Source organism: Mesorhizobium sp. WSM4828 (assembly GCF_055811175.1).
In genome coordinates, this window is record NZ_JBVVQK010000004.1 from 186610 (window position 1) to 211330 (window position 24721).

At 62.9% G+C, this 24721-nt stretch carries 20 protein-coding genes; 16 read left to right on the top strand and 4 right to left on the bottom strand.

All coding sequences use genetic code 11. From position 1 onward, the window contains the following. Window positions 1-152 precede the first annotated feature (152 nt). Window positions 153-1730, bottom strand: coding sequence for a sigma-54-dependent transcriptional regulator (locus AC0L2X_RS07245; protein WP_352488757.1), 1578 nt, complete (start codon window positions 1728-1730; stop codon window positions 153-155). Window positions 1731-1882: 152 nt separating this feature from the next. Between AC0L2X_RS07245 and AC0L2X_RS07250 the strand changes: the two genes are divergently transcribed. The 13 genes from AC0L2X_RS07250 to AC0L2X_RS07310 all read left to right on the top strand — a co-directional run bounded on the left by AC0L2X_RS07250 (window position 1883) and on the right by AC0L2X_RS07310 (window position 16534). Further along, window positions 1883-3718, top strand: a complete 1836-nt coding sequence (locus AC0L2X_RS07250) for a M3 family oligoendopeptidase (RefSeq protein ID WP_473599498.1) — start codon at window positions 1883-1885, stop codon at window positions 3716-3718. Window positions 3719-4126: 408 nt separating this feature from the next. Further along, window positions 4127-4936, top strand: a complete 810-nt coding sequence (locus tag AC0L2X_RS07255) for a proton-conducting membrane transporter (RefSeq protein ID WP_473599499.1) — start codon at window positions 4127-4129, stop codon at window positions 4934-4936. Window positions 4937-5093: 157 nt separating this feature from the next. After that, on the top strand, window positions 5094-6245 hold the full coding sequence (locus tag AC0L2X_RS07260; protein ID WP_473599500.1) for an aminodeoxychorismate synthase component I: 1152 nt from the start codon (window positions 5094-5096) through the stop codon (window positions 6243-6245). Then, entirely contained in the window at window positions 6194-6856 is a 663-nt protein-coding gene (locus AC0L2X_RS07265; protein WP_473599501.1) for an aminotransferase class IV family protein, read from the top strand. The genes AC0L2X_RS07260 and AC0L2X_RS07265 overlap by 52 nt, the downstream gene beginning before the upstream one ends. Window positions 6857-6873: 17 nt before the next feature. Then, entirely contained in the window at window positions 6874-7161 is a 288-nt protein-coding gene (locus AC0L2X_RS07270; RefSeq protein WP_473558516.1) for a YciI family protein, read from the top strand. Further along, complete coding sequence (locus AC0L2X_RS07275) at window positions 7158-8114, top strand: heme-dependent oxidative N-demethylase family protein (protein WP_473599502.1); 957 nt, start codon at window positions 7158-7160, stop codon at window positions 8112-8114. Before AC0L2X_RS07270 ends, AC0L2X_RS07275 begins: the two co-directional genes overlap by 4 nt. A 387-nt stretch (window positions 8115-8501) precedes the next feature. Continuing rightward, the gene (locus tag AC0L2X_RS07280) at window positions 8502-9335 is read left to right on the top strand and encodes a hypothetical protein (protein WP_473599503.1); all 834 of its coding nucleotides are present in this window, start codon (window positions 8502-8504) and stop codon (window positions 9333-9335) included. Window positions 9336-9457: 122 nt separating this feature from the next. Continuing rightward, window positions 9458-10903, top strand: a complete 1446-nt coding sequence (locus tag AC0L2X_RS07285) for a homospermidine synthase (RefSeq protein ID WP_473599504.1) — start codon at window positions 9458-9460, stop codon at window positions 10901-10903. A gap of 187 nt (window positions 10904-11090) precedes the next feature. After that, window positions 11091-11465 (top strand): outer membrane lipoprotein Omp10, encoded by a 375-nt coding sequence (gene omp10, locus AC0L2X_RS07290; protein ID WP_352489110.1) that lies wholly within the window; start codon window positions 11091-11093, stop codon window positions 11463-11465. A gap of 189 nt (window positions 11466-11654) precedes the next feature. Beyond that, the gene (locus AC0L2X_RS07295) at window positions 11655-13766 is read left to right on the top strand and encodes a 5'-nucleotidase C-terminal domain-containing protein (RefSeq protein ID WP_473599505.1); all 2112 of its coding nucleotides are present in this window, start codon (window positions 11655-11657) and stop codon (window positions 13764-13766) included. Window positions 13767-13916: 150 nt separating this feature from the next. After that, the gene (hemH, locus tag AC0L2X_RS07300) at window positions 13917-14981 is read left to right on the top strand and encodes a ferrochelatase (RefSeq protein ID WP_473599506.1); all 1065 of its coding nucleotides are present in this window, start codon (window positions 13917-13919) and stop codon (window positions 14979-14981) included. Window positions 14982-15111: 130 nt separating this feature from the next. Then, window positions 15112-16059 carry an SPFH domain-containing protein gene (locus tag AC0L2X_RS07305; protein ID WP_473599507.1) on the top strand — a complete coding sequence of 316 codons (948 nt, stop codon included), beginning with the start codon at window positions 15112-15114 and terminating at the stop codon, window positions 16057-16059. Between the two features lie 10 nt (window positions 16060-16069). Then, window positions 16070-16534, top strand: coding sequence for an NfeD family protein (locus AC0L2X_RS07310; RefSeq protein WP_473599508.1), 465 nt, complete (start codon window positions 16070-16072; stop codon window positions 16532-16534). A gap of 109 nt (window positions 16535-16643) precedes the next feature. Here the strand turns inward: AC0L2X_RS07310 and AC0L2X_RS07315 are convergent, their stop codons facing one another. Then, the gene (locus AC0L2X_RS07315; protein WP_352489108.1) at window positions 16644-17645 is read right to left on the bottom strand and encodes a KpsF/GutQ family sugar-phosphate isomerase; all 1002 of its coding nucleotides are present in this window, start codon (window positions 17643-17645) and stop codon (window positions 16644-16646) included. A 150-nt stretch (window positions 17646-17795) separates the two neighbouring features. On the opposite strand from AC0L2X_RS07315, the gene AC0L2X_RS07320 reads away from it, so the two are divergent. Further along, on the top strand, window positions 17796-19562 hold the full coding sequence (locus AC0L2X_RS07320; protein WP_473599509.1) for an outer membrane beta-barrel protein: 1767 nt from the start codon (window positions 17796-17798) through the stop codon (window positions 19560-19562). 12 nt (window positions 19563-19574) lie between these two features. On the opposite strand, the gene galU is transcribed toward AC0L2X_RS07320, so the two are convergent. Continuing rightward, complete coding sequence (gene galU, locus AC0L2X_RS07325; RefSeq protein ID WP_473599510.1) at window positions 19575-20480, bottom strand: UTP--glucose-1-phosphate uridylyltransferase GalU; 906 nt, start codon at window positions 20478-20480, stop codon at window positions 19575-19577. 207 nt (window positions 20481-20687) lie between these two features. Between galU and AC0L2X_RS07330 the strand changes: the two genes are divergently transcribed. Then, window positions 20688-21914: a lytic murein transglycosylase gene (locus AC0L2X_RS07330; protein ID WP_473599511.1), complete on the top strand. Its 1227-nt coding sequence runs from the start codon at window positions 20688-20690 to the stop codon at window positions 21912-21914. A 26-nt stretch (window positions 21915-21940) separates the two neighbouring features. Then, window positions 21941-23185, top strand: a complete 1245-nt coding sequence (locus AC0L2X_RS07335) for an SGNH/GDSL hydrolase family protein (RefSeq protein WP_473599512.1) — start codon at window positions 21941-21943, stop codon at window positions 23183-23185. A 22-nt stretch (window positions 23186-23207) separates the two neighbouring features. On the opposite strand, the gene AC0L2X_RS07340 is transcribed toward AC0L2X_RS07335, so the two are convergent. Further along, window positions 23208-24662 carry a glutamate synthase subunit beta gene (locus tag AC0L2X_RS07340; RefSeq protein WP_473599513.1) on the bottom strand — a complete coding sequence of 485 codons (1455 nt, stop codon included), beginning with the start codon at window positions 24660-24662 and terminating at the stop codon, window positions 23208-23210. Window positions 24663-24721 lie beyond the last annotated feature (59 nt).

A 24721-nucleotide genomic window follows, 5' to 3' on the forward strand; every position in this document is an offset into this window, starting at 1 on the left:
TAAACCGCTGGTTTAGATCATGTTTTGGCGCCAGACCGAAACACGATCTGTTACCGCCCGCCTTAATACGTGAACACTGCGGCGGATACCTCGTTTCGAGGCGTGCTTGCTTCGAATGGATGCCCGGATGAGAACCGGCTTGGCCCTGTGACTCAGGAAGCGAGCCGTTCGACGCGGCCGGTTTCCGGGTCGATGCCATATTCCTTGAGCTTGCGGTAGAGCGTCGACCGGCCGATGCCGAGGCGGCGGGCGACTTCGCTCATCTGGCCGTTGTAGTGGTCGATGGCGAGCTTGATCATTTCGAGTTCGACGTCGGCCAGAGCACGCACATTGCCGCGCTCGTCGAGCGCCCGCAGCGTGCCGAAGCGAGGCCTGGCCGGCGCGTCGGGATCGGCGGTTGCTATGCCGCCGGCGGCCGGCAAGTTGTCGCGCGGCTGGCTGCCCGAAGCCAAGCCGGAAGCTGGCCACCCTGGAGCTGGCCCCCTTGAAGCTGGCCCCCCTGAATCTGCCAAGGCGATACCCGAATCGAGATTGACCGTGCCCTCGACCTGCGCCCGGATCTGCGGGAATTCTTCTTCGGTCAGCATGTCGCCGTCGGCAAGCACCGAAGCCCGGAAGATGGCGTTTTCGAGCTGCCTTATGTTGCCCGGCCAGTCATAGGCCTGCAGCATGGCAAGCGCCGCAGCCGAGATGCCTCGCAGACGGTGGCGCGGATCGGTGGGCGCCACCTTCTCCATGAAGTGCTCGACCAGATAGGGGATGTCGTCGCGACGGTCGCGCAGTGGCGGCACGAAGATCGGATAGACGTTCAGCCGGTAGAACAGGTCCTCGCGGAACTTGCCGTCCTTGACCTGCTGCAGCAGGTTGCGATGGGTTGCCGATATCAGCCTGATGTCGACCCTGACGGTCGAGCGCCCGCCAACCGGATCGACTTCGCCGTCCTGCACGGCGCGCAGCAGCTTGACCTGCACATCGAGCGGCAGGTCGCCGATTTCGTCAAGGAACAGCGTGCCGGTGTGCGCTTCGACGAACTTGCCGGTATGTTTTTCGGTGGCGCCGGTGAACGAGCCCTTCTCGTGTCCGAACAGGATCGATTCGACCAGATTGTCGGGGATGGCGCCGCAATTGACGGTGACGAAGGGTTTCGAGCGGCGGTCGCCGCTGCCCTGGATGGCGCGCGCCACCAGTTCCTTGCCGACGCCGGATTCACCTTCGATCAGGATCGGAATGTTGGAGCCCGCCGCCTTGCGGCCGAGCCGGATCACCCGATCCATTGCCGGACTTTGAGTGATCATGTCCTTGAACGTCAGATGGCCGCCGCGCTGCCGTGACGAGCGCTTCACTTCGCCTTCGAGCGCCTCGACCTTGAGGGCGTTGCCGATCGACGCCTGCAGCCTGTCGGGAGAGGCCGGCTTGACGACGAAGTCGAAGGCGCCGTGACGCATTGCCGAAACGACGGTTTCGATGCCGCCCTGCGCGGTCTGCACGATGACCGGAATGTGGATGCCGCGCTCGCGCATCGCCTTCAGCACGCCGATGCCGTCGAGCCCGGGCATCATCAGGTCGAGGATGACCACCGACACGTCGCGCGCATTGGGTCCGTCGACGAGATCGAGACCGGCCTCACCGCCATCGGCGACGATCGCGGTGTGGCCGAATTTCGTCACCGCCGCCTCGAGCAGCCTGCGCTGCACGGGATCGTCATCGACTATGAGTATGGAAGCTGCCATGACTGATCCGACCGTGCCCGCCCGAGAATGCGCCCTATGGATCATCTTGGCACAGGGTTCTAAATAAGCTTTCAAAAAACCCGGTGAATGAATTCCTTAGCATTTGACCGGCTTCTCGTTTCCTCGAATTTTTGTGTCTGGAAGGATCGGCAATGCGCATGGTTTTTGCTCGAAAGCTGGCGGCGGCGCCCGGTCAGGGCGTAGCGGAGCTTGGCGACCTGCCGGAATGGAATCTGGCCGATCTCTATTCGGGCATGGAAGCGCCCGAGCTGAAGCGCGACATCGCCAAGGCCGCCGCCGATGCCATCGCCTTCGAGAGCCGTTGGAAAGGCACGCTCGCCGCCGAGTCCGGGCGTGGCAGCGCCGGCAGACTGGGCGAGGCGCTTCAGGCCTATGAAGCGCTGGAGGAGCTGATCGGCCGCATCGTCTCCTATGCAGGCCTTGTCTATGCCGGCAACACGTCGGATCCGCAGCGCGCCAAGCTCTATGGCGACACCCAGGAAAAGATGACCGATGCCAGCGCGCACCTGCTGTTTTTCGCGCTCGAGCTGAACCTCATCGACGATGGCGCGATCGAAACCTCACTCGCCGCCGATCCGGCCTTCGCCCATTACCGGCCCTGGGTGCTCGATTTGCGCAAGGACAAGCCCTATCAGCTCGAAGACCGCATCGAGCAGCTCTTCCACGAAAAGTCGATCACCGGGCGCGGGGCCTGGAACCGCCTGTTCGACGAGACGATGACCGATTTGCGCTTCGACGTCGACGGCGAGGAGCTGACGCTGGAGCCGGCACTCAATCGTCTGCAGGACGCCGATGGCGAGGTGCGCCGCCGGGCGTCCGAGGCGCTGGCCACGACCTTCCGCAAGAATTTGCGCGTCTTTACGCTGGTCACCAACACGCTGGCCAAGGACAAGGAGATCTCCGACCGCTGGCGCGGCTTCGAGGACATTGCCGATTCCCGCCATCTCGCCAACCGCGTCGAACGCAGCGTGGTGGATGCACTCGCCGCCGCGGTTCGCGACGCCTATCCGCGCCTGTCGCATCGCTATTATGCGATGAAGGCGCGCTGGCTCGGCATGGAGGTGATGAACCATTGGGACCGCAATGCGCCCCTGCCGGAGACCCCGCAGGCGGTCATCGGCTGGGACGAGGCCAAGAACACCGTCCTTTCCGCCTACCAGCAATTTTCACCCGACATGGCGGAGATCGCCAGAACTTTCTTCGACCGCAACTGGATCGATGCACCGGTGAGACCCGGCAAGTCGCCTGGTGCCTTCGCCCATCCGACCGTGCCTTCGGCGCATCCCTATGTGCTGCTCAACTATATGGGCAAGCCGCGCGACGTGATGACGCTGGCGCACGAGCTCGGCCACGGCGTGCACCAGGTGCTGGCCGGCGGCCAGGGCGCCTTGATGGCGTCGACGCCGCTGACGCTGGCCGAAACCGCATCGGTATTCGGTGAGATGCTGACCTTCCGCTCGCTGCTCGAGCAGACCACCGACAAGCGCGAACGCAAGGCCATGCTCGCCCAGAAGGTCGAGGACATGATCAACACGGTCGTGCGCCAGATCGCCTTCTACGAGTTCGAGCGCAAGGTGCATGCCGAGCGCAAGAGCGGCGAATTGACCTCCGACAAACTCGGCCAGTTCTGGCTGGAAGTGCAGGCCGAAAGCCTCGGGCCGGCGATCAAGCTGCGCGACGGGTACGAGGTTTTCTGGACCTATATCCCGCACTTCATCCACTCGCCTTTCTACGTCTATGCCTATGCATTCGGCGATTGCCTGGTGAACTCGCTCTACGCGGTCTACCAGAACGCCGAGCGCGGCTTTCAGGAGAAATATTTTGCCATGCTGCGCGCCGGCGGCACCAAGCATCATTCCGAGCTTCTGGCGCCGTTCGGCCTCGACGCGGCCGACCCTGCCTTCTGGCAGATCGGGCTTGGCGTGATCAGCGGACTGATCGACGAGCTGGAAGCACTGGACAATTGATGCGCAACATTGGGTGATGCGCAACACTGGGTGATGCGCAACACCGGGTGACCGGGTTTTCCAGAACAGTTTAGCTGCAATGCATATTGGCGACGATTCTATTCTTGTCTTGGATATTTGTTCTTAAATAACTTTCCATGGAAGTTTTCCGTTAGATTCCCGTAAGCTGTATGATAGCGTCCGCCCTCAAGCTCGGCCGGGCACGAATGGATCCCGTCGGAAACTCCCGACCGGTCATGGCGTGTCGGCGGATGCGACAACGGTTGTTGGCCAGGGGCAAACCGGTCGCCGACAGCTCGATCGAAGCCGGCTGTTCTGCAAATTGCGGAATCACCATCGAATGGTCCTTCGCCGAGGTCATGGCTCCACAGGCCAGGGCGGACGGATCGGACTGGAGAGAGAAAGACAATGGGCACTTTTTTCTACATGCTCCTGGCGTTCTTGGTAGGTGTGTTGGTTGGCTGGTTCATTTGGGGACGCCTGCGTGGCGAACTCGACAGTTTGCGCGGCGATCTCGATCGCACGCGCAGCGAACGTGACAGATTGCGGGCCGATAGCGACCGTCTGACCGGTGAGTTGGATGCATGCGGCCGCGCCCGCGCCGATCTCGAACGCCGGCTGGGCGAGGCGAAACCCACCCAGGCGCCAACCGCGAAGGCGGCAACAGCCAAGGCGCCAGCTGCCAAGGCCGGCGCGACCAAGGCGGCGATGCAGGCGCCGTCAACCCTGATGTCGACATCCGCACCAGCCAAACCGGCGCCAAAGAAATCTCCGACGGCAAAGGCCGTGACCGCGCCACGCGCAAGTGCCGCGAAAACGGCAACGCCGAAACCGCCTGCATCGAAAGCGAGCGCCGCGCCCCGGAGCGCACCAGCGGCAAGCAAGGCTGCGCCAGCGGCAAGCAAGGCCGCGCCAGCTGCAAAGAAAGCCGCGAGCGGCAAGGCAACAGCCACTGCCCCAGGCAAAGCCAACGATCTGCGTCGCCTGATCGGCATCGGCCCGACCAACGAGCGGCTGCTCAAAGGGCTTGGGGTCACGACCTATGCCCAGATCGCCGCCTGGACACCCGACGATGTCAAGCGGATCGAGGCGACGTTGAATTTCGACGGCCGCATCGAACGTGAACGCTGGATCGAGCAGGCGAAACTGCTTGCCGCTGGCGACGAAAAGGAATTTGCGCGCCGCTTCCCGACCGCAGGGGAAGCCAGCAACACCTGACCCATCGCAAGGCGGCATCTGGAACAAGGCGGCGCCCTCTGGCGCCGCTTTTGTTTTTGCCCCCCGCGCCTTTGCGTCTTGAGACGCCGTTCCCTCGATTGCGAACGGTCGAGCCCCCATATAGATCGATCGCTGGTGACCGCAGCATCCGAGCCTTATGTCCCTGCCCCTGCCCTTTGCAATTTTCAGGAACGACGAGACCGCGCGTCAGCTCGTTTTCGACCGGCCGGCCGAGATAATCGCAGCGCATGGCGAGGCGGATTTTTTGCCGGCGCTGGAAGCCGCGCAGGCTGCACATGACGGCGGCAAATGGCTGGCCGGCTATTTCTCCTACGAGGCCGGTTACCTGCTCGAACCCAAGCTCGTTCCGCTGCTGCCGGCCGGCCGCCGCGCCCCGCTTTTCTGCCTCGGCGTGTTCGACGCGCCGGTCGAGGAGACGGTCGCGCCAGGCGATCTGCCGGCTAGCAACGGCCCGATCTTCGACGCCAAGGCGGCCTGGTCTTCGGACGACTACGCCAAACGCTTTGCCAGGCTGCATGACCACATCCGCAAGGGCGACTGCTATCAGGGCAACCTGACCTTTCCGGTCCATGCGCAATGGTCGGGCGATCCGCTGGTCGCCTTCAACGCGCTGACCGAACGCCAGCCGGTGAAGTATGGCGCGCTGGTCGCGTTCGGCGATCCGATCGTCTTGTCGCGTTCGCCCGAACTGTTCTTCGACGTCGACGCGGAAGGCATGATCGAGACGCATCCGATGAAAGGCACTGCGCCGCGCGGCGCCACCAAGGCGGAGGACGACCGCCTGAAAGCGTTCTTGCGCAACGACGAGAAGAACCAGGCCGAGAACCGGATGATTGTCGATCTCCTGCGCAACGACATCTCACTGATCAGCGAGGTTGGCACGCTCGATGTGCCGGAGCTTTTCCGCATCGAGAGCTACCCGACCGTCCACCAGATGGTGAGCCGCGTGCGGGCAAAACTTTTGCCCGGCCTCGCCATCCGCCAGATTTTCGCCGCGCTGTTCCCCTGCGGTTCGATCACAGGCGCGCCGAAGATCCGCGCCATGGAGATCCTGCGTGAGCTGGAAAGTGGCCCGCGCGATGTCTATTGCGGCGCCATAGGCTGGATCGCGCCCGGCGGCCGGATGCGCTTTTCGGTGGCGATCCGCACCATCTCGCTCTTTGCCAATGGCGACGCGGTCTACAATGTCGGCGGTGGCGTCGTCTTCGATTCGACGGCCGAAGAGGAGTACCAGGAGTGTCTGCTGAAAGCCCGTTTCGCGACAGGAACACTGCCGATTTCGAACTGATCGAAACAATGCGCTGGGAACCCGGCTCGGGTTTCCTCCGTTTCGACCGCCATCTCGCGCGGCTTTACGGCTCGGCAAACGAACTCGGCTTCGCCTGCGATCCGCAAAGGGTCGGCGAAGCGCTGATGAATGCGGTTGGCCACCAACAGATCGCGTTGCGCACCCGCCTCGTCCTGTCGCGCAATGGCGAAGTTGCGGTTTCGGTGCAGCCCTACGAGCCGCTTGCCGCCGACAAGGTCTGGACACTGCAGCTGGCACGGGTGCGGCTTGACTCGAGCGACACGCTGCTGCGTCACAAGACCAGCCGCCGACAAACCTTTACGCGCGCCCGCGCCGAATATCTTGCCGGCCGGGCCGACGAGGTGCTGCTCGCCAATGAGCGCGGTGAAATCTGCGAGGGCACGATCACCAACGTCTTTGCCGATTTCGGCGACGGCGTGCTGGCCACGCCGCGGCTCGATTGCGGCCTGCTGCCTGGCGTCCTGCGCGGTGAACTGCTGGATCAAGGCCGTGCCGGTGAAGCGGTCTACACGTGGAACGAACTGAAATCGGCCAAGGCGCTGTTCGTCGGCAACTCGCTGCGCGGATTGATCCCGGCGCGGCTGGGCTGAAGCATCGGGAGACAACAATGTTCGTGGTTTCGCTGAACTACAAGGTGCCGCTGACCGAGATCGACCGCCTGCAGCAAGCGCATGTCGAGTGGCTAAAGGCCTGCTATGCGCAAGGCATCTTTGTCGCCTCCGGGCCGAAGCGGCCGAGGACCGGCGGCATCATCATCGCGCACGGTCCACGCGAAGTGCTCGATGCCAGACTGGCGGACGATCCCTTCGCCAAGGCAGGTGCCGCCGATTACGAAATCACCGAATTCACGGCGAGAATGGCCGCTGCGGCACTGGAAGCCTACAAAGAAGCATGAGTTTCCGCCCACCGACCCACACACCCTATGACGGCTCGTCGAAACTGTTCACCATCGGGCTGAAACCGCTCAATCTCGAAAGCTGGATCGAGGTCGACCAATATCTGCTGCCCTATCTTGCCGAGAAACGCCGGCTTTACACGGAAATTCCCGACAGGGTTTTTGTCGAGGAGCAAGCAACGCGCGACGCCCAGCGCGAAGTGCTCGATCTGCTCGGTGCGCATCTGGCGGCGAACTTTCCTGATACCCACAGGCGTACCGCCGACGCGATCGAGGTGATCGGCGGCACCGACAATCTCGAAGGCTCAGGCACCTCAGCTTCTTTCAACGATGCGCCGCTTGTGGCGGCCTCGTTACTCGTCCAGGAGGATTTGATCCTGATGCGCCGCGACGAGAGCGGCTGGCGCCTGGCGGCCGGCTCGCTCTGCTTCCCCTCGTCATGGTCGCTGACCGAAAAATTCGGCAAGCCGCTGCAGCAGATCCACGCGCCGGTACCGGGTTTCGGCCCAGGCACACGACCGGCCGATCTCATCAACCGCATGTTCGATGGCCTCCAGGCCCAAGCCGTCGAGCGCTACAACTGGTCGATCCAGGCGGGCGATGCGCTCTACCATCCGCTCTCCAACCTCGAGCGCATCGACCGTGCCAGCAGTCGCCCGTCGAGATTCCCGGACGGCGACATCGACGCCCATGCCTTTATCCGCGTCGAGCGGCAGACGCTGAGAAAGCTCCCCGTTTCGGGCGACATACTCTTCACCATCCGCATCCATCTCGACCCGCTCGCCGTGCTGGAGCGCCACCCCGACCACGCGGCGCTCGCAGCGTCCTTGGCCGAACAACTTCTGGCGCTGGACGAGGCACAGCTCGACTACAAGGGGATGACCGCCGACCGTGACCGGCTGACGGAACGACTGAAAGTCATGGCTTGGGGAAACAATGATCCAGCATCTTAGCAGTCCGGTCACGTTCATGGCCGCGATCCTGGTACTGTCGACAGCAGCGGAGGCGGAGCCGGTGACTTATGCCGGCAAGCTTGGAAAAGTGATATCGTCGTCGAATTCACCGGCGACCCCGCGGCCGCCGACGGCCCGCTGGCCGGCCGCTACTTCTACCGCTCGAAGGGCGTCGACATCCCGCTGCAAGCCAGGTCGCGGAAGAGCAGCAAGTTCGAACTGGCCGAGGAGGAGGCATGCGGCGCCGATAATTGCGATGACGGAAAGGCCGCGCCGATCGCCGCTGTGTGGCGCCTGGCCTTATCCAGTAACGGCAAGACCCTTGAAGGCAGCTGGAACGGAAAGAAGGCGCTGCCGCTCAGATTGGAACGGGTCGCAAGTCGGCAAGTGAGCGAGAATGAGCCCAGCACCCCGCTCGATCTCTACGATTTCAGCTTCATGAAGTTCTTCGGCAATGACACGCCGCTCACCATGGAAACGTCTCCCTATGACTATCTGCGGATGGACACTCAGCTTGATATCGGCAAGACCACTGGTTGGCCGGACGCAACCTACCGCTATGTCGTCGACCCCCGCACCAAATTCGCCACGCCGCGCATCGTCGAACTGTCCGGCAACGTTCCGATCGAGGCCGCGAATGCTCTGCTGCAGGACAGGCACTGGCGCGCAAACATCGGCGCACTGGGCTGCGTGGCTGCGCAATACGCCGGTTTCAACGAAGGCGGGCCGATTGACGGTGTGAACGACGGCACGCTCGGCGGCTATGAGGACAGCACATTCGAAGTGAGCTCGCTGACGCCGCGGCTGATGAGCTGGCGGGAGTCCGGCAGCATCTTCTGCGGCGGAGCGCATCCGACCAACTATTCGGACGCCTACATCATGGATGTGCGGTGCGGCGTCCTGCTTGGCCTTCAGGACATTTTCTCGGATACGGTGGATGGCAAGCCCGGTCCTTCCCTGGCCTCCTTCGTCAAGCAGCGGCGCAAGAAACCGACCGATCAGACCGACATCGATCACGAAGCCGAATGCGGCATGGACGATCTCATCGGCGAATATCTGGCGGTCAGCCTCTGGCGTGAGGGCGACAAGCAGGTTCTGGTGTTCGGGCTCCAGACCCTGCCGCATGCCATCCAGGCCTGCGCCGACGATCTGCTGGAACTGCCAGTCGCCGAGGCACGTGACGTCTTCAAGCCTGAATTCGCGAGACTGGTCGAGCCGTAGCCGGGATGGCGCGGCGTGAGGCCGGCCGGCCGCTTTTCGCTTTATTGTGACAATGATCTATGGTTTGTCGCGCCGCGGCCAAGCCGCTGTTCCGAAGCGTTTTTTGAGGGAGTAATCGATAAATGGCGAATGAAAACTGGCCCGTTTACGGTGAGATCACCGGCCCTGTGGTGATGATCGGCTTCGGCTCGATCGGACGGGGAACGCTGCCGCTGATCGAGCGCCATTTCAAATTCGACAAGTCGCGCATGACGGTCATCGACCCGCGCGACACCGACCGCAAATTGCTCGACGAGCGCGGCATCACCTTCATGCAGGATGCGGTGACCAAAAAGAATTACAAGAAGCTGCTGACACCGCTTTTGACCAATGGCAGCGGCCAGGGCTTTTGCGTCAACCTGTCGGTCGACACCTCCTCGCTCGAGTTGATGAAGCTCTGCCGCAAGCTTGGCGTCCTCTATATCGACACGGTGGTCGAGCCCTGGCTCGGCTTTTATTTCGACGAAAAGGCCGACAACGCCTCACGCACCAATTATGCGCTGCGCGAGACCGTGCGTACTGAAATCGCGAAGAACCCGGGCGGCACTACGGCGATCTCATGCTGCGGCGCCAATCCCGGCATGGTCTCGTGGTTCGTCAAGCAGGCACTGGTCAACCTCGCCACAGATCTTGGCCTCGACTTCGCGGAACCCGCGCAGCACGATCGCGAAGGCTGGGCCAGGCTGATGAAGAAGGCCGGCGTCAAGGGCATCCATATCGCCGAGCGCGACACCCAGCGCACCAAGAAACCCAAGCCGATGAACGTGTTTTGGAACACCTGGTCGGTCGAAGGCTTCATTTCGGAAGGCCTGCAGCCGGCCGAGCTCGGTTGGGGCACGCATGAGACGTGGATGCCGAAGAACGCCAAAAAGCACAAGAACGGCTCGAAGGCCGCTATCTTTCTGGAGCAGGCTGGCGCCAACACGCGTGTGCGCACATGGTGCCCGACGTCCGGTCCGCAATACGGCTTCCTGGTGACGCATAATGAGGCGATTTCGATTGCCGATTTCTTCACCTTGCACAGCAAGAAAGGCAAGGTGCAGTACCGGCCGACCTGCCATTACGCCTATCATCCCTGCAACGACGCCGTGCTGTCGCTGCACGAGATGTTCGGTGCCGCCGGCAACGCCCAGCCCGTGCATCACGTGCTCGACGAAAACGAATTGGTCGATGGCATCGACGAGCTCGGCGTGCTGCTCTACGGCCACGCCAAGAACGCCTACTGGTACGGCTCGCAGCTGTCGCTGGCCGAGGCGCGCAAGCTGGCGCCCTACCAGAACGCCACCGGTATGCAGGTCACGTCGGCGGTGCTGGCCGGCATGGTCTGGGCGCTGGAAAATCCGGAGGCCGGCATCGTCGAAGCCGACGAGATGGATTACAAGCGCTGCCTCGACGTGCAGAACCCCTATCTGGGGCCGGTCAGGAGCTATTATACGGACTGGACACCGCTCGACAATCGGCCTGGTCTGTTTCCCGAGGACCTCGACACCAAAGACCCGTGGCAATTCCGCAACATCCTCGTTCGATAGCAGCGTTACCTCAACACTCCGCCAGCTTGCAATCGCCCGGAAATCGGGCGATTGAAGAGGGGCGGCCTAGAGCGACGTGCGTCCATTTGGACGCACAAGGTACGCTCTAGCACTTTGAATGCGCGCATCGTCCTTTCCGAAAATCGGATCGATTTTCGGGCCGATGCGAGAGGAGAGGATCTTGATGATGACGATTGCGCAAAGACTGTTTTCGGCTGGCATTGCAGCGGCCGCTACGGTCGCGTTGGCGGCCTGCACCACCACCGGCCCGGGCGAGCCGCCGGTGATCACCGCCAAAGGGGTCGAAGGCTCCTGGATCGACGCGCAGGGCACGGGCTTGTCGACCTTCAAGGGCGGCAGCTTCGCGACCGTGGCAACCGACACCGGCCAGAAGCTTGCCGATGGCAGCTACACCATGACCGGCGGCACCTCGGTCGAGATCCATGGCACTTCGCTGATCCGCCAGACGCCGATCAGCTTCAACTGCTTGATGGTCTCCACCAGCCAGCTCAATTGCACCAGCGCGAGCGGGCAGAATTTTGTGCTGACCAGGCGCACCTGAAGTCCGATTCTGAATTGACTTTGCACAAGGGCGGCGGCTTCAAGCCACCGTCTTCTTGCGCCGGCAAAGCTGATGCCGAATTCCGCTTGCATCGACTGAAACGCGATGTGAACATGGCCCGAGAGGGCTGTTACATCCCAGTCAAACAAGAGCGTTAACGCGTCTGGTCCAGTTATCCGGGAGACGAGAATGAAGAAGATCGCTGCCATCGCCGCGCTGTCGGCATCGGCGCTTGGCCTGTCGGCAGGAGCATCCTTTGCCGACTACACGCTGAACATCCTGCACATCAATGACTGGCACAGCCGCATCGAGAGCAACAACAAGTACGAATCGACCTGCTCAGCCGAGGAGGAGACCAAGGGCGAATGCGTCGGCGGCGCCGCCCGCCTGGTCACAGCGATCGCGCAGGAGCGCAAAAAGCTGGAAGGCCAGAACGTGCTGCTGCTCAGCGCCGGCGACAATTTCCAGGGCTCGCTCTTTTACACGACCTACAAGGGCAAGACCGAAGGCGAATTCCTCAACCAGATGAAATTCGATGCCGAGGCTCTCGGGAACCATGAGTTCGACGATGGCGAGTCGGCGCTGGCGCCGTTTCTCGACATGATCCAGTTTCCGGTGCTCGGCGCCAACGTGAAGGCCAATGCGCAATCCAAGCTCGGCGACCGCGTCAAGCCGTCGATCGTGGTCGAGGTCGGCGGCCAGAAGATCGGCATCGTCGGCGCGGTCACCAACGACACGCCGGAGCTTGCCTCGCCCGGCCCGAACATCGCCATTGAAGACGACGTCAAGTCGATCACCGCGGAGGTCGAGAAACTGAAGGGAGAGGGCGTCAACAAAATCATCGCGGTCACCCATATCGGCTACAAGCGCGAGCGCGACGTGATCGCCAAGATCCCGGGAGTCGACGTGGTGGTCGGCGGCCACAGCCATTCGCTGCTGTCCAACACCGATCCCAAGGCGGAAGGCCCATATCCGACGATGGTCGACAATCCGGACGGCTACAAAGTGCCGGTCGTGCAGGCGGCGTCCTATTCGAAATATCTCGGCGAGTTCAAGATCGTGTTCGACGACAACGGCGTCGTCAAGGAGGCAAGCGGCGATCCCATCCATCTCGACAAATCGATCACGCCCGACCCCGCCGTGCTTGCCCGCATCAAGGAACTCGGCGCGCCGATCGAGGCATTGAAGAACAAGGAAGTCGCCGAGACCACCAAGGCGATCGACGGCAGTCGCGAAAACTGCCGCGCCCGCGAATGCGAGATGGGCAATCTGGTCTCCGACGCCGTCCTCGACCGGGTCAAGAGCCAGGGTGTCGAGATCGTCATCTCGAATGGTGGCGGCTTGCGCGCCTCGATCGACCAGGGCACCGTCACCATGGGCGAGGTTCTCACCGTGCTGCCGTTTCAGAACACGCTGGCGACCTTCCAGATCTCCGGCAAGGATCTGGTTGCCGGCCTCGAAAGCGGCCTCAGCCAGGTCGAGGACGGCGCCGGGCGCTTCCCGCAGGTTGCCGGCCTGAAATATGCGTTCGACAAATCGGCGCCGCCTAATGGACGCGTCAAATCGGTCGAGGTCATGGAAGGCGGCGCCTGGACGCCGATCAAGCCGGACAAGGATTACCTGGTCGCCACCAACAACTATGTCCGCCAGGGCGGCGACGGCTACAAAGTGTTCGCAGAGAAGGCCAAGAACGCCTATGATTACGGCCCGGGGCTGGAACAGGTCGTTGCCGATTACCTCGGTGCGCACCGGCCCTATACGCCGAAGCTCGACGGCCGCATCACCGAGATCGCCGCGACCGTAGCCCCGGCCACAGAACCTGCCAAGCCTGCCGAACCGCCAAAACCTGCTGAGGCCGCGCCGGCAAAGCCTGCTGAGCCGGCAATGCCCGAAATGCCTGCCGGCTCCGGCGACATTTCCAAGACGCCGCCGGCCGTCCCGGCTGAAACCGCGCCGGCAACACCCGCACCCGCCGAGCCGGCCCAGCCGGCGGCACCTGCGGCTCCGGCCACACCGGCTCCGGCGACCCCTGCTCCGGCTGAACCGGCCAAACCGGCCGAGACGGCGCCTGCGCCGAGTCAGCCAACACCAAGTGAACCAGCAAAACCTGCCGAGCCGGCTGCGCCGGCACCAGCCGAAAGCAGCCATGTAATCGTCGCCGGCGACACCTATTGGGATCTCGCGGTGAAGGCCTATGGCGACGGCACCAAATGGAAAATGATCTACGATGCCAACAAAGCCTACGAGCCACGCCGGCTGCCGGTCGGCGCAACCTTGACTATCCCGGCGGCCTCGAAGTAATCCGGCCGCAGGAACACAATGCACCCGCCCGGCAAACCGGGCGGGTGTTGCGTTTCTGGGATTAGCTGCGGCCAGACGCAGCATTTTAAAACCAGCGCAGCATCGGTACTTTCGCCGGGGCACCGTTGGTTCGCGGTGTTGGAGAACCTCATGACCCGTGCCAGCCCTGCTGAAATCAAAGCCGAGAGGACCACCGCCTCGCCATCGGCGGGGCGCCCTCCGGTCAGGACCGGCAAGGTCGGTGTCATGCTGATCAATCTCGGCACCCCGGACGGCACCGGCTTCAAGCCGATGTGGCGCTACCTCCGGGAGTTCCTGTCCGATCCACGCGTCATCGAGCTCAACAAGGCGATCTGGTATCCGATCCTCTACGGCGTGGTCCTCACAACCCGGCCGAAGAAGTCGGGCGCCAACTATGCCAGGATATGGAACCGGGAGCGCAACGAGTCGCCGCTGCGCACCTACACCCGCGCCCAGGCCGAGAAGCTCGGGCTCGCGCTCGGCGACCTACCCAATGTCGTTGTCGACTGGGCGATGCGCTACGGCAACCCTTCGACCGAGAGCGTGGCCAACAGACTGGTCGAGCAAGGCTGCGACCGCATCCTGTCGTTCCCGCTCTACCCGCAATATTCGGCGACGACGACTGCAACTGCCAACGACCAGCTGTTTCGCGCGCTGATGAAGATGCGCCGCGCCCCGGCCATTCGCAGCGTGCCGCCCTATTACAACGAGCCGACCTATATCGACGCGCTCGCCCGTTCGATCGAAAGGCATCTGGCGAGCCTCGACTTCGAACCGGAAATTGTCATCGCCTCCTATCACGGCATTCCGAAACCCTATTCCGACAAGGGCGACCCCTACCAAGCCCATTGCCTCGAGACGACGCGGCTGCTACGCGAAAAGCTCGGCTGGGATGAAAAGAAGCTGATCACCACCTTCCAGTCGCGCTTCGGCGCGCAGGAATGGCTGCAGCCCTACACCGACAAGACGGTCGAAAGACTAGGGCGCGAAGGCGTGAAATCGATCGCCATCGTCAATCCGGGATTTTCCGTCGACTGCATCGAGACGCTGGACGAGATCGGCAGGGAAGCGGCCGAGACCTTCCACCATGCCGGCGGTCAAAAGTTCGCACACATCCCTTGCCTCAACGACAGTGCCGAGGGCATGGCGGTGATCGAGGCGATGGTGCGGCGCGAGTTGTCCGGCTGGGCCTGAACAGATCACCCGTCCATGCACCGGCAATCCGTGATCACCTGATTGTCACGTTGCTGAAACACACTTAAGTGTTTGGTCAAGTCGGCCGAGTGGAATGTCCAACATGGCCGGCCTTTGAGGGGAGAGCCAAATGGGTTTCAGTGGTTTTGATATCGCGCTTCTTGTTCTTGTCGCCCTTGTCATGCTCGTGCTTTTCAAGGGCATCCGGACAATTCCGCAAGGCTATAATTATACCGTCGAGCGCTTTGGCCGTTACACCAAGACATTGAACCCAGGCCTAAACCTGATCGTGCCTTTCGTCGACCGTGTCGGCGCCAAGATGAACATGATGGAGCAGGTGCTCGACGTTCCGACGCAGGAGATCATCACCCGCGACAATGCCACCGTTGCCGTCGATGGTATCGCCTTCTATCAGGTGCTCAACGCGGCGCAGGCCGCCTACCAGGTCTCCGGCCTGCAGAATGCGATTCTCAATCTCACGATGACAAACATCCGCACCGTGATGGGCTCGATGGACCTCGACGAACTTTTGTCGAACCGCGACGCCATCAACGAGCGCCTGCTGCGCGTTGTTGACGAGGCGGCACATCCCTGGGGCATCAAGATCACTCGTGTCGAGATCAAGGACATCAACCCGCCGGCCAATCTCGTCGAATCGATGGGCCGCCAGATGATGGCCGAGCGCAATAAGCGCGCCCAGATCCTCGCCGCCGAAGGCCTCAAGCAATCGCAGATCCTGGAGGCCGAGGGCCGCAAGGAAGCCGCCTTCCGCGACGCCGAGGCGCGCGAGCGCTCGGCCGAGGCTGAAGCACGCGCCACGCAGGTGGTGTCGGAGGCGATCTCCAAGGGCGACGTGCAGGCGCTCAACTACTTCGTCGCGCTGAAATACACCGAAGCGCTGACCAGGATCGGCTCGGCGACAAACAGCAAGCTCGTTCTGATGCCGGTGGAGGCCTCATCGCTGATCGGCACGCTCGGCGGCATTGGCGAAATCGCCAAGGAGGTTTTCCGGAGCGAAGGCACCGCCGGCGCCGCACGACAGGCCCGCCCGCCGGTGGTTCGTCCGAGCGAGACCTGAGACCGCAGCCATGCTCGACCGCATTGTTTCCGAACTCGGCCCCTGGAGCTGGATGGTCCTCGGCTTCGTCCTGCTGGTGATGGAGGTCATCGCGCCGGGTATTTTCATGCTGTGGATCGGCATTGCGGCGCTGTTGATCGGCACCGTCTCGCTTCTCATCTGGGATGCCGGTTTCTGGACCTGGCAGGTCCAGGTCCTCGCCTTCCTCGCGCTGTCGCTGGTCTCGGCCTATGTCGGCAAGCGGCTGGTGGGCGGGCGCCATGATGAAACCGACCAGCCCCTGCTCAACCGTCGCGGTGCACAGATGGTCGGCCGAACGGCGACCCTTGCCGAGCCGATCAAGGACGGGCGCGGCCGCATCAAGCTGGGCGACACATTATGGCGCGTCTCCGGCCCCGACCTGCCGGCCGGCACGCAGGTGCGCGTGACGGGCGCCGCTGACACCGACCTGGAACTGACCGTCGAGGCGGTCTAGAAGCCCGCTAGAGCAATTTCAGGAAAAGTGTGAAACGGTTTTCCGTCCGGAATTGCGCAGAATCAAAGAGATAGAACAGTTCGGCGTTTCGGTGAAACGATGAACCGCTCTAAGCAGCACCGATGCGCAACAGGTCGTGGAGATGGACGAGGCCGATCGGCCGTCTGCCTTCGACCACCATCAGGCTGGTGATGGCCGAATCGTTGATCGTCTGCAGCGCCGTTGCCACCAGCGTGTCGGGCGCGGCCATTTTTGGCTCTCTGGTCATCACCTGATCGACGCTCATGGCCAGGAGATCGCTGCCGATATGGCGCCTGATGTCGCCATCGGTGATGATGCCGATCAGCTTGCCGTCCGCGGCAGTCACCGCCACGCAGCCAAACCCCTTGCGCGACAATTCGAGGATCGCTTCGCGCATGCCGGTGCCGGACGACACCAGCGGCAGCCTGTCGCCGACATGCATGATCTCGCGGATCTGCGTCAGGTTGGCCCCGAGCTGGCCGCCGGGATGGAACGTCCGGAAATGGTCCGGGGTGAAGCCGCGTGCCTCGAGCAGCGCGATGGCCAGCGCATCGCCCATCACCATTTGCAATAGTGTCGAGGTCGTCGGCGCAAGCCCGTGCGGGCAGGCTTCCGGTGCTCGCGGCAGCAGAAGCACGACGTCGGCCGCGCGCGCCAGAGCCGATTTTTCACCCGCAGTGACCGCGACCAGCGGAATCGAGAAGCGCCTCGAATAGGCGATGATGCCCTTGAGCTCGAGGCTTTCGCCCGACCACGAAAGGGCGACGATGGCGTCATTCCTGGCGATCATGCCGAGGTCGCCGTGATTGGCTTCGGCAGGGTGGACGAAGAAGGCCGGCGTGCCGGTCGAGGCGAGCGTCGCGGCGATCTTCGAGCCGATATGGCCGCTTTTGCCGACCCCGGTGACGATGACACGGCCATCGATCTGCGACACCATGCCGACGGCCCGTGCGAACGGCTCGGCCAGCCCGTTTTCGAGAGCGTCTGCCAGTGCCGCGACGCCGGCCTGCTCCGTCGCCACCGTTCTCAGCGCCGAGGCAATCGCGGCCTGCCCATCGTGCCGCTTCCTGTCTGGGGATTTCACGTCCATGGACGATGCGATTAGCGCTTCGGCGCGCGCCTGTCCAACGGAATTGCCGTCCCGAACCTCCTGACGGGCCATCCCTCAACGCTCCGTTAACCATCCCCATTTACGGTTTCGTAAGTATGGCGCGCGTGCGCCGCGCAAGCAGTGGTGCCGATGTCCGGGTTTCAGCCTCAAAACAAAATGGGACGAAAGGGCAAGGCGGTTTGCGCTTTGCTGCTGGCAACCAGTGTCTTTGCGTTGTCGCGGCCGGCACTGCTTTGCGCCCAGGAAACCGAACTGCGCGGCGAGGTTGCGGAATCGACAATCCTGGACGACCAGCAGTACAAGATCAGGCAATCGAGCATAGCCGGAACCCAAGCCGCGCAGGCTGCTGCAACCGCCAACGACAATACGCCGCTGCCTACCTATCGTCCGGCCAGCCAAGGGGCGTTGCCTGACAACGGCACGGGCGAGGCGGCCACAACCGGCGGCACTTTCGATCCACCAGCGGCCAGCGGCGACCCATTTCCCGACAACCCTGCTCCGCCCCCACGACGGCGGCCAAGCGTAACGCAACGCGCCGCCAACGCGGCCAATGCCGAAGACGAGACCGCGGACAGCCAGAAGCGCAAGAGAACCGCGACTGCAGCGACGGCGACGACCGATGACACCGACACCGCCACCATAGACGAGCAGGATACGGTCAACCGCCGTGCCGTCACCGTCGATTCCGCCGAAAGGCTCAGGCTCGACCCCGGCGCCGAGCGCATCGAAGCCATCGAGGGCCAGAACAAAAAGAACGAGGACGACCCGTTCGCCGCCACCGGCATCAAGCTCGGCTCCTTCGTGATCCGGCCGACGCTCGAGCAAGGCCTGACGTCTTCGACAAACGCCGATTCGAGCAGCCTCGGCAAGCCGGCATTGCTGTCGGAAACGACGCTGCGCTTCAACGCCGTCTCCGATTGGCGGGAGAATTCGGCGACGGTTGAGGGCTATGGCATCTTCCGCGAAACCTTGTCCGGCTATGACATTCACGAGGCGCAAGGCCGCGTCGACGGCACACTCAACATCGATCTCGACAATGATCTGCGCGCCATCGCCAAGCTGGGCTATGAGGCCGTGCCCGAATCGGCCTCGGCGCCGGACGCAGTCGTCGGCGCCGTTGGCCAGCCAGTGCGGCAGACAGTGAACGGAAGTCTCGCCGTCGAGAAGGATGCCGGCAAGATGCGCTTCGCGCTGACCGGCGCGGTCGAGCACGACATCTTTGGCGACGCCAAGCTTTCGTCAGGCGGATCGCTGTCGCAGAAGGGCCGCGATTCGACGCTATACACGGCCATTTTGCGCACCGGTTACGAGATCTCGCCTGCCATCACTCCGTTCACCGAAATCGAGATCGGCCGGCGCGCTTATGATTTGCGCGTCGATCCAAACGGCTTCCAGCGCTCCTCCAGCAGGCTTGGCGCACGGGCCGGCGTCGAGCTCGATCTCCGCGAGAAGCTTAGCGGCGAGTTCTCGGTCGGCTGGCTGCGCGAGGCCATCGACGACGACCGCCTGCCGGCGATTTCGGGCGCGACGGTCAATGCCGATCTCAAATGGTCGCCGGAACGCGAAACCACGATCGGGCTCACCGCACAGACGACCGCCGAGAACACGACGAATGCGGGCGAAAGCGGCTCCATGCTCTATTCCGGCAGCCTCACCGGCGAGCGGCAGATCCGCGCCAACCTGACCGGAAATGCCGCTCTCGGCCTTGAATGGCGCGACTATACCGGCTCCGACGATCATGATTTGACGCTGAGCGCCGAGGCTGGGCTGACGTGGTGGCTGAACCGCTACACCGGGCTCACCACCCGCGCCAGGACTGAAAAACTGACCAGCAACCTGGTTGGGCGCGACTACACGGCCAACAGCATCTTCGTCGGCTTGAAGTTGCAGCGCTAGCCGGTGTTGAAACTACAAGGCTACGCCGCGGCGTTCTGACGGCGCGAGTTCGTCCAGAAGCGTGCGAATTACACCGGCCATGCTGGCATTCATATCGCTGCGCCAAAGTGCGAAGGCAACGTTGGCCTCGACGAAGCCTTCGGGCGAGCCGCAGTCGAACGTCCGCCCGCGGTAGTGGTAGCCGTAGAAGGGCTGTTGCTTCTGCAGCTTCAGCATTGCATCGGTGAGCTGGATCTCGTTGCCGGCACCTTTTTCCTGACCTTCGAGTATCTTGAATATCTCCGGCTGCAGGATATAGCGCCCGTTGATGTAGAGGTTCGACGGCGCCGTGCCGGTCTTCGGCTTTTCCACCATGCCGGTGATGCGGAAACCGTGATGCGCGTCCTCGCCGCGGCCGACAATGCCGTATTTGTGCGCCTCGGCCGGATCGCACTCCTGCACGGCGACGATGTTGTTGCCAGTCTCGGCGTAAAGCTCGACCATATCCTTCATGCAGCTTTTTTCCGACTGCATGATCATGTCGGGCAACAGCAGCGCAAAGGGCTCGTCGCCGACGAGCTCGCGCGCGCACCAGACGGCGTGACCAAGGCCGAGCGGTACCTGCTGGCGGGTGAAGCTGGTCTGCCCCGGCGCCGGCTGCAGCCGCTGCAGGCGGGCGAGCTGGTCGTCCTTGCCGCGCTGCGCAAGCGTGTCGTAGAGCTCGAACTGGACATCGAAGTGATCCTCGATGACCGCCTTGTTGCGGCCGGTCACGAAGATGAAATGCTCGATCCCCGCATCGCGCGCCTCATCGACCACATACTGGATGACCGGCCTGTCGACGACCGTCAGCATTTCCTTGGGAATGGCCTTGGTGGCGGGGAGAAAGCGCGTGCCGAGACCGGCAACCGGGAACACTGCCTTGCGAACTCTCTTCATGTGCCAATTATCCATTTGCATGCCTGTTCGGCAATCCCGATTCGAGACATTTTCATGCCGAAATCGAGGATTACTGAACGGCGGGTCAGAAATCTCAGCTGGTAAAGCATTGACGCATCTTTTCACCCCGGACGGCACCTATGGTAAACCAAATGCTAACCGGGTTCGGCGATGAATAGTCTTCCTGAGATGAAGAAGGAGGAAAAGATGTCCGTTCGCAACGCCGCAAGGCGCTTCACCAGCGTCCTGACGGCCGCCAGCCTCTCGCTTGCCTTGCTCATGCCCAGCGGACCGGCTTTTGCCGATGCCGGCTTCCGCCAATGGGTCGCCAGCTTCCGTGCTACCGCCGTGGCGAGCGGCGTTTCCGGCTCCGTCTACGACCAGGCATTCAAGGGCATCAACGACGCTGACCCGGTGGTGCTGGAAAAGGCCCGTACTCAACCCGAATTCACCGCACCCGCCTGGGATTATTTCGACAACCGCGTCCATGACCAGTCGGTCGCCGTCGGCCAGCAGATGGCAAGGAAATGGAAGCCTTGGCTGGACAGGATCGAGGCAAGATACGGCGTCGACCGCTACATCCTGCTGGCCATATGGTCGATGGAATCGAACTATGGCGAAACCCTCAAGCGCGATGATATCATGCGCAGTGTCGTGCGCTCGCTGGCGACGCTTGGTTATGCCGACCCCAAGCGCGCGAAATTTGCCCGCACCCAGCTGATCGCAGCGCTGAAGATCCTGCAGACCGGCGACATCGACGAAAGCCATCTCAGCGGCTCATGGGCTGGTGCGATGGGGCATACCCAGTTCATCCCTACCAGCTACCTGTCCTATGCGGTCGATATGGACGGCAACGGCAAGCGCGACATCTGGAATTCGATTCCCGACGCACTGGCGACAGCCGCCAATTTGCTGCGGAAGAACGGCTGGCAGGCAGGCAAGACCTGGGGTTATGAGGTCAGCATTCCGGACGGCAAGAAGCTGCCTGGGGGCTCGAAGTCGCTGTCGCAATGGCAGGCGCTGGGCGTCACCCGTGCCAACGGCAAGCCGTTCAAGAACGGTGCGGACAAGGCGACGTTGAAGCTGCCCGGCGGCCGCGGCGGGCCAGCCTTCCTGATGATCAAGAATTTCTCGGTCATCAAGCGTTACAACAATGCCGACAAATATGCGCTCGCCGTGGGCCTTCTTGCCGACGAAATCGCCGGCTATGGCGGGCTTGTGCAGGACTGGAAACGACCGTTTACCAAGCTCTCCTTCGAGGAGAGGCAGGAGCTTCAGAAGCGACTTTCCGAGCACGGCTATTACGACGGCAAGTTCGACGGCAAGATCGGTGACGGATCGAAAACCGCCATCATGGCCTTCCAGGCAAAGGCCGGCTTGACCCAGGACGGGTATCCGAGCAAGGAAGTGCTCAAATGGCTCAGGCAGAACTAGAGCCGGTTACGGGATGGAGAGGGTGATTGGTTTCGGCTGCGCGCATCCGGTTAATCGTTCGTCGCGTGCCGATCCTGGTTCTGGCGATCGCCGTTCTGGCAGTCGGCGCCGCCAGTGCCTTTCATACCTCGGCCATGGCGCAGGAGCCGGAAAGTCGTGGCTGGTCGCTGCGCGACCTGTTGTTTCCGCGCAGAAGCGAGCGGTTTGAGCAGCCGCCGCCCGAATTCCAGAGGGAATTCCAGAGAACGAAGCCCAGGGCCAAGCTGAGAAAGCCCCGGTCAGTTCGCCGGCCGCCGGCCGAGCCGACAACCCCGGTGGCCGAGAAGGCGCCGGATGCACGCGTCGTTCTGGTGGTCGGCGATTTCATGGCATCTGGGCTGGCTGAGGGGCTCGACGCCGCCTTTGCCGAGAACACCGGCGTCAGGATTGTCGTCCGTGCCAACGGATCGTCCGGCTTCGTGCGTGATGATGTCTACAACTGGCCAGAACAGGTCAAGTCGCTGATCGCTGCCGAAAAACCGGCAGCCGTCGTCGTCATGCTCGGATCCAACGACCGGCAGCAGATGCGCGTCGGCGATGTGCGCGAGCAGCCGCGATCCGAGAACTGGACCAAGGAATACGAGCGCCGGACCGAAGCGTTCGGCAAGGCCATCGCCGCAACCAAGGTGCCGTATCTGTGGGTTGGCATGCCGGCTATCCGGGTCTCGAAAATGACCTCCGACATGCTGGCCTTCAACGACATCTTCCGCTCGTCCGCTGAAAGCCACGGCGGCGAATTCGTCGACGTCTGGGACGGGTTTGTCGACGAGAACGGCGCCTTCATCACCAGCGGACCGGACATCAACGGCCAATCGGTGCGCCTGCGCTCCGACGACGGCATCAACATGTCGAAGGCCGGCAAGCGCAAGCTCGCATTCTATACCGAAAAGCCGCTGATGAAGATCCTTGGGCTGGCCGCGCCGGGAAGCGTGGTGACTGCTTCTGCCCCGGCCGGCGCTCCCGTCGAGGCGCCGGCACCTGCTGCCGCACCTATAGCCGTCGATCGCACCGTGCCGATGCTGCTCAGCGATCCGGCGCTGGACGGCGGCTCGGAACTTCTCGGCGCCGCCCCGCCGGCAAAAGCGGACAAGCATTTGCCGGGCGAAAGGCTTGTCGTCGAGGGCAAGGCGCCCGACGCCTCACCGGGCCGCGCCGACGATTTCTCGTGGCCGCCCAAGACACAGCCGGCGACGGCGGCTGCATCCGATACGACGACGGCGATCCGGCAGTAAACAGAACCTCTTCGGAACCGGCTCAGCGCGGCAGCACGCTCGATCCCATCAGCGCCTCGTCGATGGCGCGCGCCGCCTGGCGGCCCTCGCGGATCGCCCAGACGACCAGCGACTGGCCGCGCCGTACGTCGCCAGCCGCATAGAGCTTTTCGACAGTGGTCCTGTAGTCCCGGTCATTGGCCTCGACGTTCTTCGAGCGGCGGCTGTCGGTGACGATCTTCATCTGCCCGTCGAGTTCCGACACCGGCCCGCGAGCGGCTGGCCCGGCAAAGCCGATGGCGATGAACGCGAGATCGGCGCGGATGACGAATTCGGTGCCGGCGATCGGCTTGCGCTTTTCGTCGACCTCGCAGCATTTGACCCCGGTCAGTTGGCCGTCCTCGCCGATGAATTCAAGCGTCGCCACCTGGAATTCGCGCTCGGCGCCTTCGGCCTGCGAGGATGACGTGCGCATCTTGGTCGCCCAGTAGGGCCAGACCGACAGCTTGTCTTCCCTTTCAGGCGGCTGCGGGCGGATGTCGAGCTGGGTGACGCGCACCGCGCCCTGGCGGAAGGCGGTGCCGACGCAGTCTGAGGCAGTGTCGCCGCCGCCGACAACGACGACATGCTGGCCGCCGGCAACGATCGGGCGCGATGGCCATGCCACCGACTGGATCGGCTCGCCGCCGATACGCTTGTTCTGCTGCACCAGGTAGGGCATCGCGTCGTGCACGCCGTCGAGATCGTCGCCCGGGATGTTGGCCGGACGCGGCGTTTCGGAACCGCCGCAATAGAGCACCGCGTCACATTCGGCGAGCAGTTCGGCGACCGGCTTGTCGACGCCGACATTGACGCCGCAATGGAAGCTGACACCCTCGCCCTGCATCTGCTCGATGCGCCGGTCGATATAATGTTTCTCGATCTTGAAGTCGGGGATGCCGTAGCGCATCAGCCCGCCCGGCCGGCTCTCGCGCTCATAGACGTGAACGTCATGGCCGGCGCGGCCGAGTTGCTGGGCAGCGGCCATTCCCGCCGGCCCCGAGCCGATGATCGCGACGCGCTTGCCGGTCTTCCGTTCCGGCGGATAGGGCCGGATATGGCCGGTTTCATAGGCCTTGTCGGCAATCGCTTGCTCGATCGTCTTGATGGCGACCGGAATGTCCTCGAGGTTCAGCGTGCAGGCTTCCTCGCAAGGTGCCGGACAGATGCGGCCGGTGAATTCCGGAAAATTGTTGGTCGAATGCAGGTTGCGGATCGCGTTTTCCCAGTCGCCATTGTAGACGAGGTCGTTCCAGTCCGGGATCTGGTTATGGATCGGGCAGCCGGTCGGTCCATGGCAATACGGAATGCCGCAATCCATGCACCGCGCGGCCTGTTTCTCGACCTCCTTGTCCGACATCGGCAGCGTGAATTCGCGGAAATGCCGGATGCGGTCGGAAGCCGGCTGGTACTTGTGCACCTGCCGGTCGATCTCGAGAAACCCTGTTACCTTGCCCATAGTCCAGTCCCTGCTGTCCGGAAGGCACGCCTGGCGACGCACCCGTTAACCTCATAAGG

Coding starts and splice junctions, on each gene's coding strand:
- AC0L2X_RS07330 (WP_473599511.1), top strand. CDS start 20,688: ATGTCCGTTCGCAACGCCGCAAGGCGCTTCACCAGCGTCCTGACGGCC.
- AC0L2X_RS07260 (WP_473599500.1), top strand. CDS start 5,094: ATGTCCCTGCCCCTGCCCTTTGCAATTTTCAGGAACGACGAGACCGCG.
- AC0L2X_RS07275 (WP_473599502.1), top strand. CDS start 7,158: ATGAGTTTCCGCCCACCGACCCACACACCCTATGACGGCTCGTCGAAA.
- AC0L2X_RS07250 (WP_473599498.1), top strand. CDS start 1,883: ATGCGCATGGTTTTTGCTCGAAAGCTGGCGGCGGCGCCCGGTCAGGGC.
- AC0L2X_RS07295 (WP_473599505.1), top strand. CDS start 11,655: ATGAAGAAGATCGCTGCCATCGCCGCGCTGTCGGCATCGGCGCTTGGC.
- omp10 (WP_352489110.1), top strand. CDS start 11,091: ATGACGATTGCGCAAAGACTGTTTTCGGCTGGCATTGCAGCGGCCGCT.
- AC0L2X_RS07285 (WP_473599504.1), top strand. CDS start 9,458: ATGGCGAATGAAAACTGGCCCGTTTACGGTGAGATCACCGGCCCTGTG.
- AC0L2X_RS07255 (WP_473599499.1), top strand. CDS start 4,127: ATGGGCACTTTTTTCTACATGCTCCTGGCGTTCTTGGTAGGTGTGTTG.
- hemH (WP_473599506.1), top strand. CDS start 13,917: ATGACCCGTGCCAGCCCTGCTGAAATCAAAGCCGAGAGGACCACCGCC.
- AC0L2X_RS07270 (WP_473558516.1), top strand. CDS start 6,874: ATGTTCGTGGTTTCGCTGAACTACAAGGTGCCGCTGACCGAGATCGAC.
- AC0L2X_RS07340 (WP_473599513.1), bottom strand. CDS start 24,662: ATGGGCAAGGTAACAGGGTTTCTCGAGATCGACCGGCAGGTGCACAAG.
- AC0L2X_RS07305 (WP_473599507.1), top strand. CDS start 15,112: ATGGGTTTCAGTGGTTTTGATATCGCGCTTCTTGTTCTTGTCGCCCTT.
- AC0L2X_RS07315 (WP_352489108.1), bottom strand. CDS start 17,645: ATGGACGTGAAATCCCCAGACAGGAAGCGGCACGATGGGCAGGCCGCG.
- galU (WP_473599510.1), bottom strand. CDS start 20,480: ATGAAGAGAGTTCGCAAGGCAGTGTTCCCGGTTGCCGGTCTCGGCACG.
- AC0L2X_RS07245 (WP_352488757.1), bottom strand. CDS start 1,730: ATGGCAGCTTCCATACTCATAGTCGATGACGATCCCGTGCAGCGCAGG.
- AC0L2X_RS07310 (WP_473599508.1), top strand. CDS start 16,070: ATGCTCGACCGCATTGTTTCCGAACTCGGCCCCTGGAGCTGGATGGTC.
- AC0L2X_RS07320 (WP_473599509.1), top strand. CDS start 17,796: ATGTCCGGGTTTCAGCCTCAAAACAAAATGGGACGAAAGGGCAAGGCG.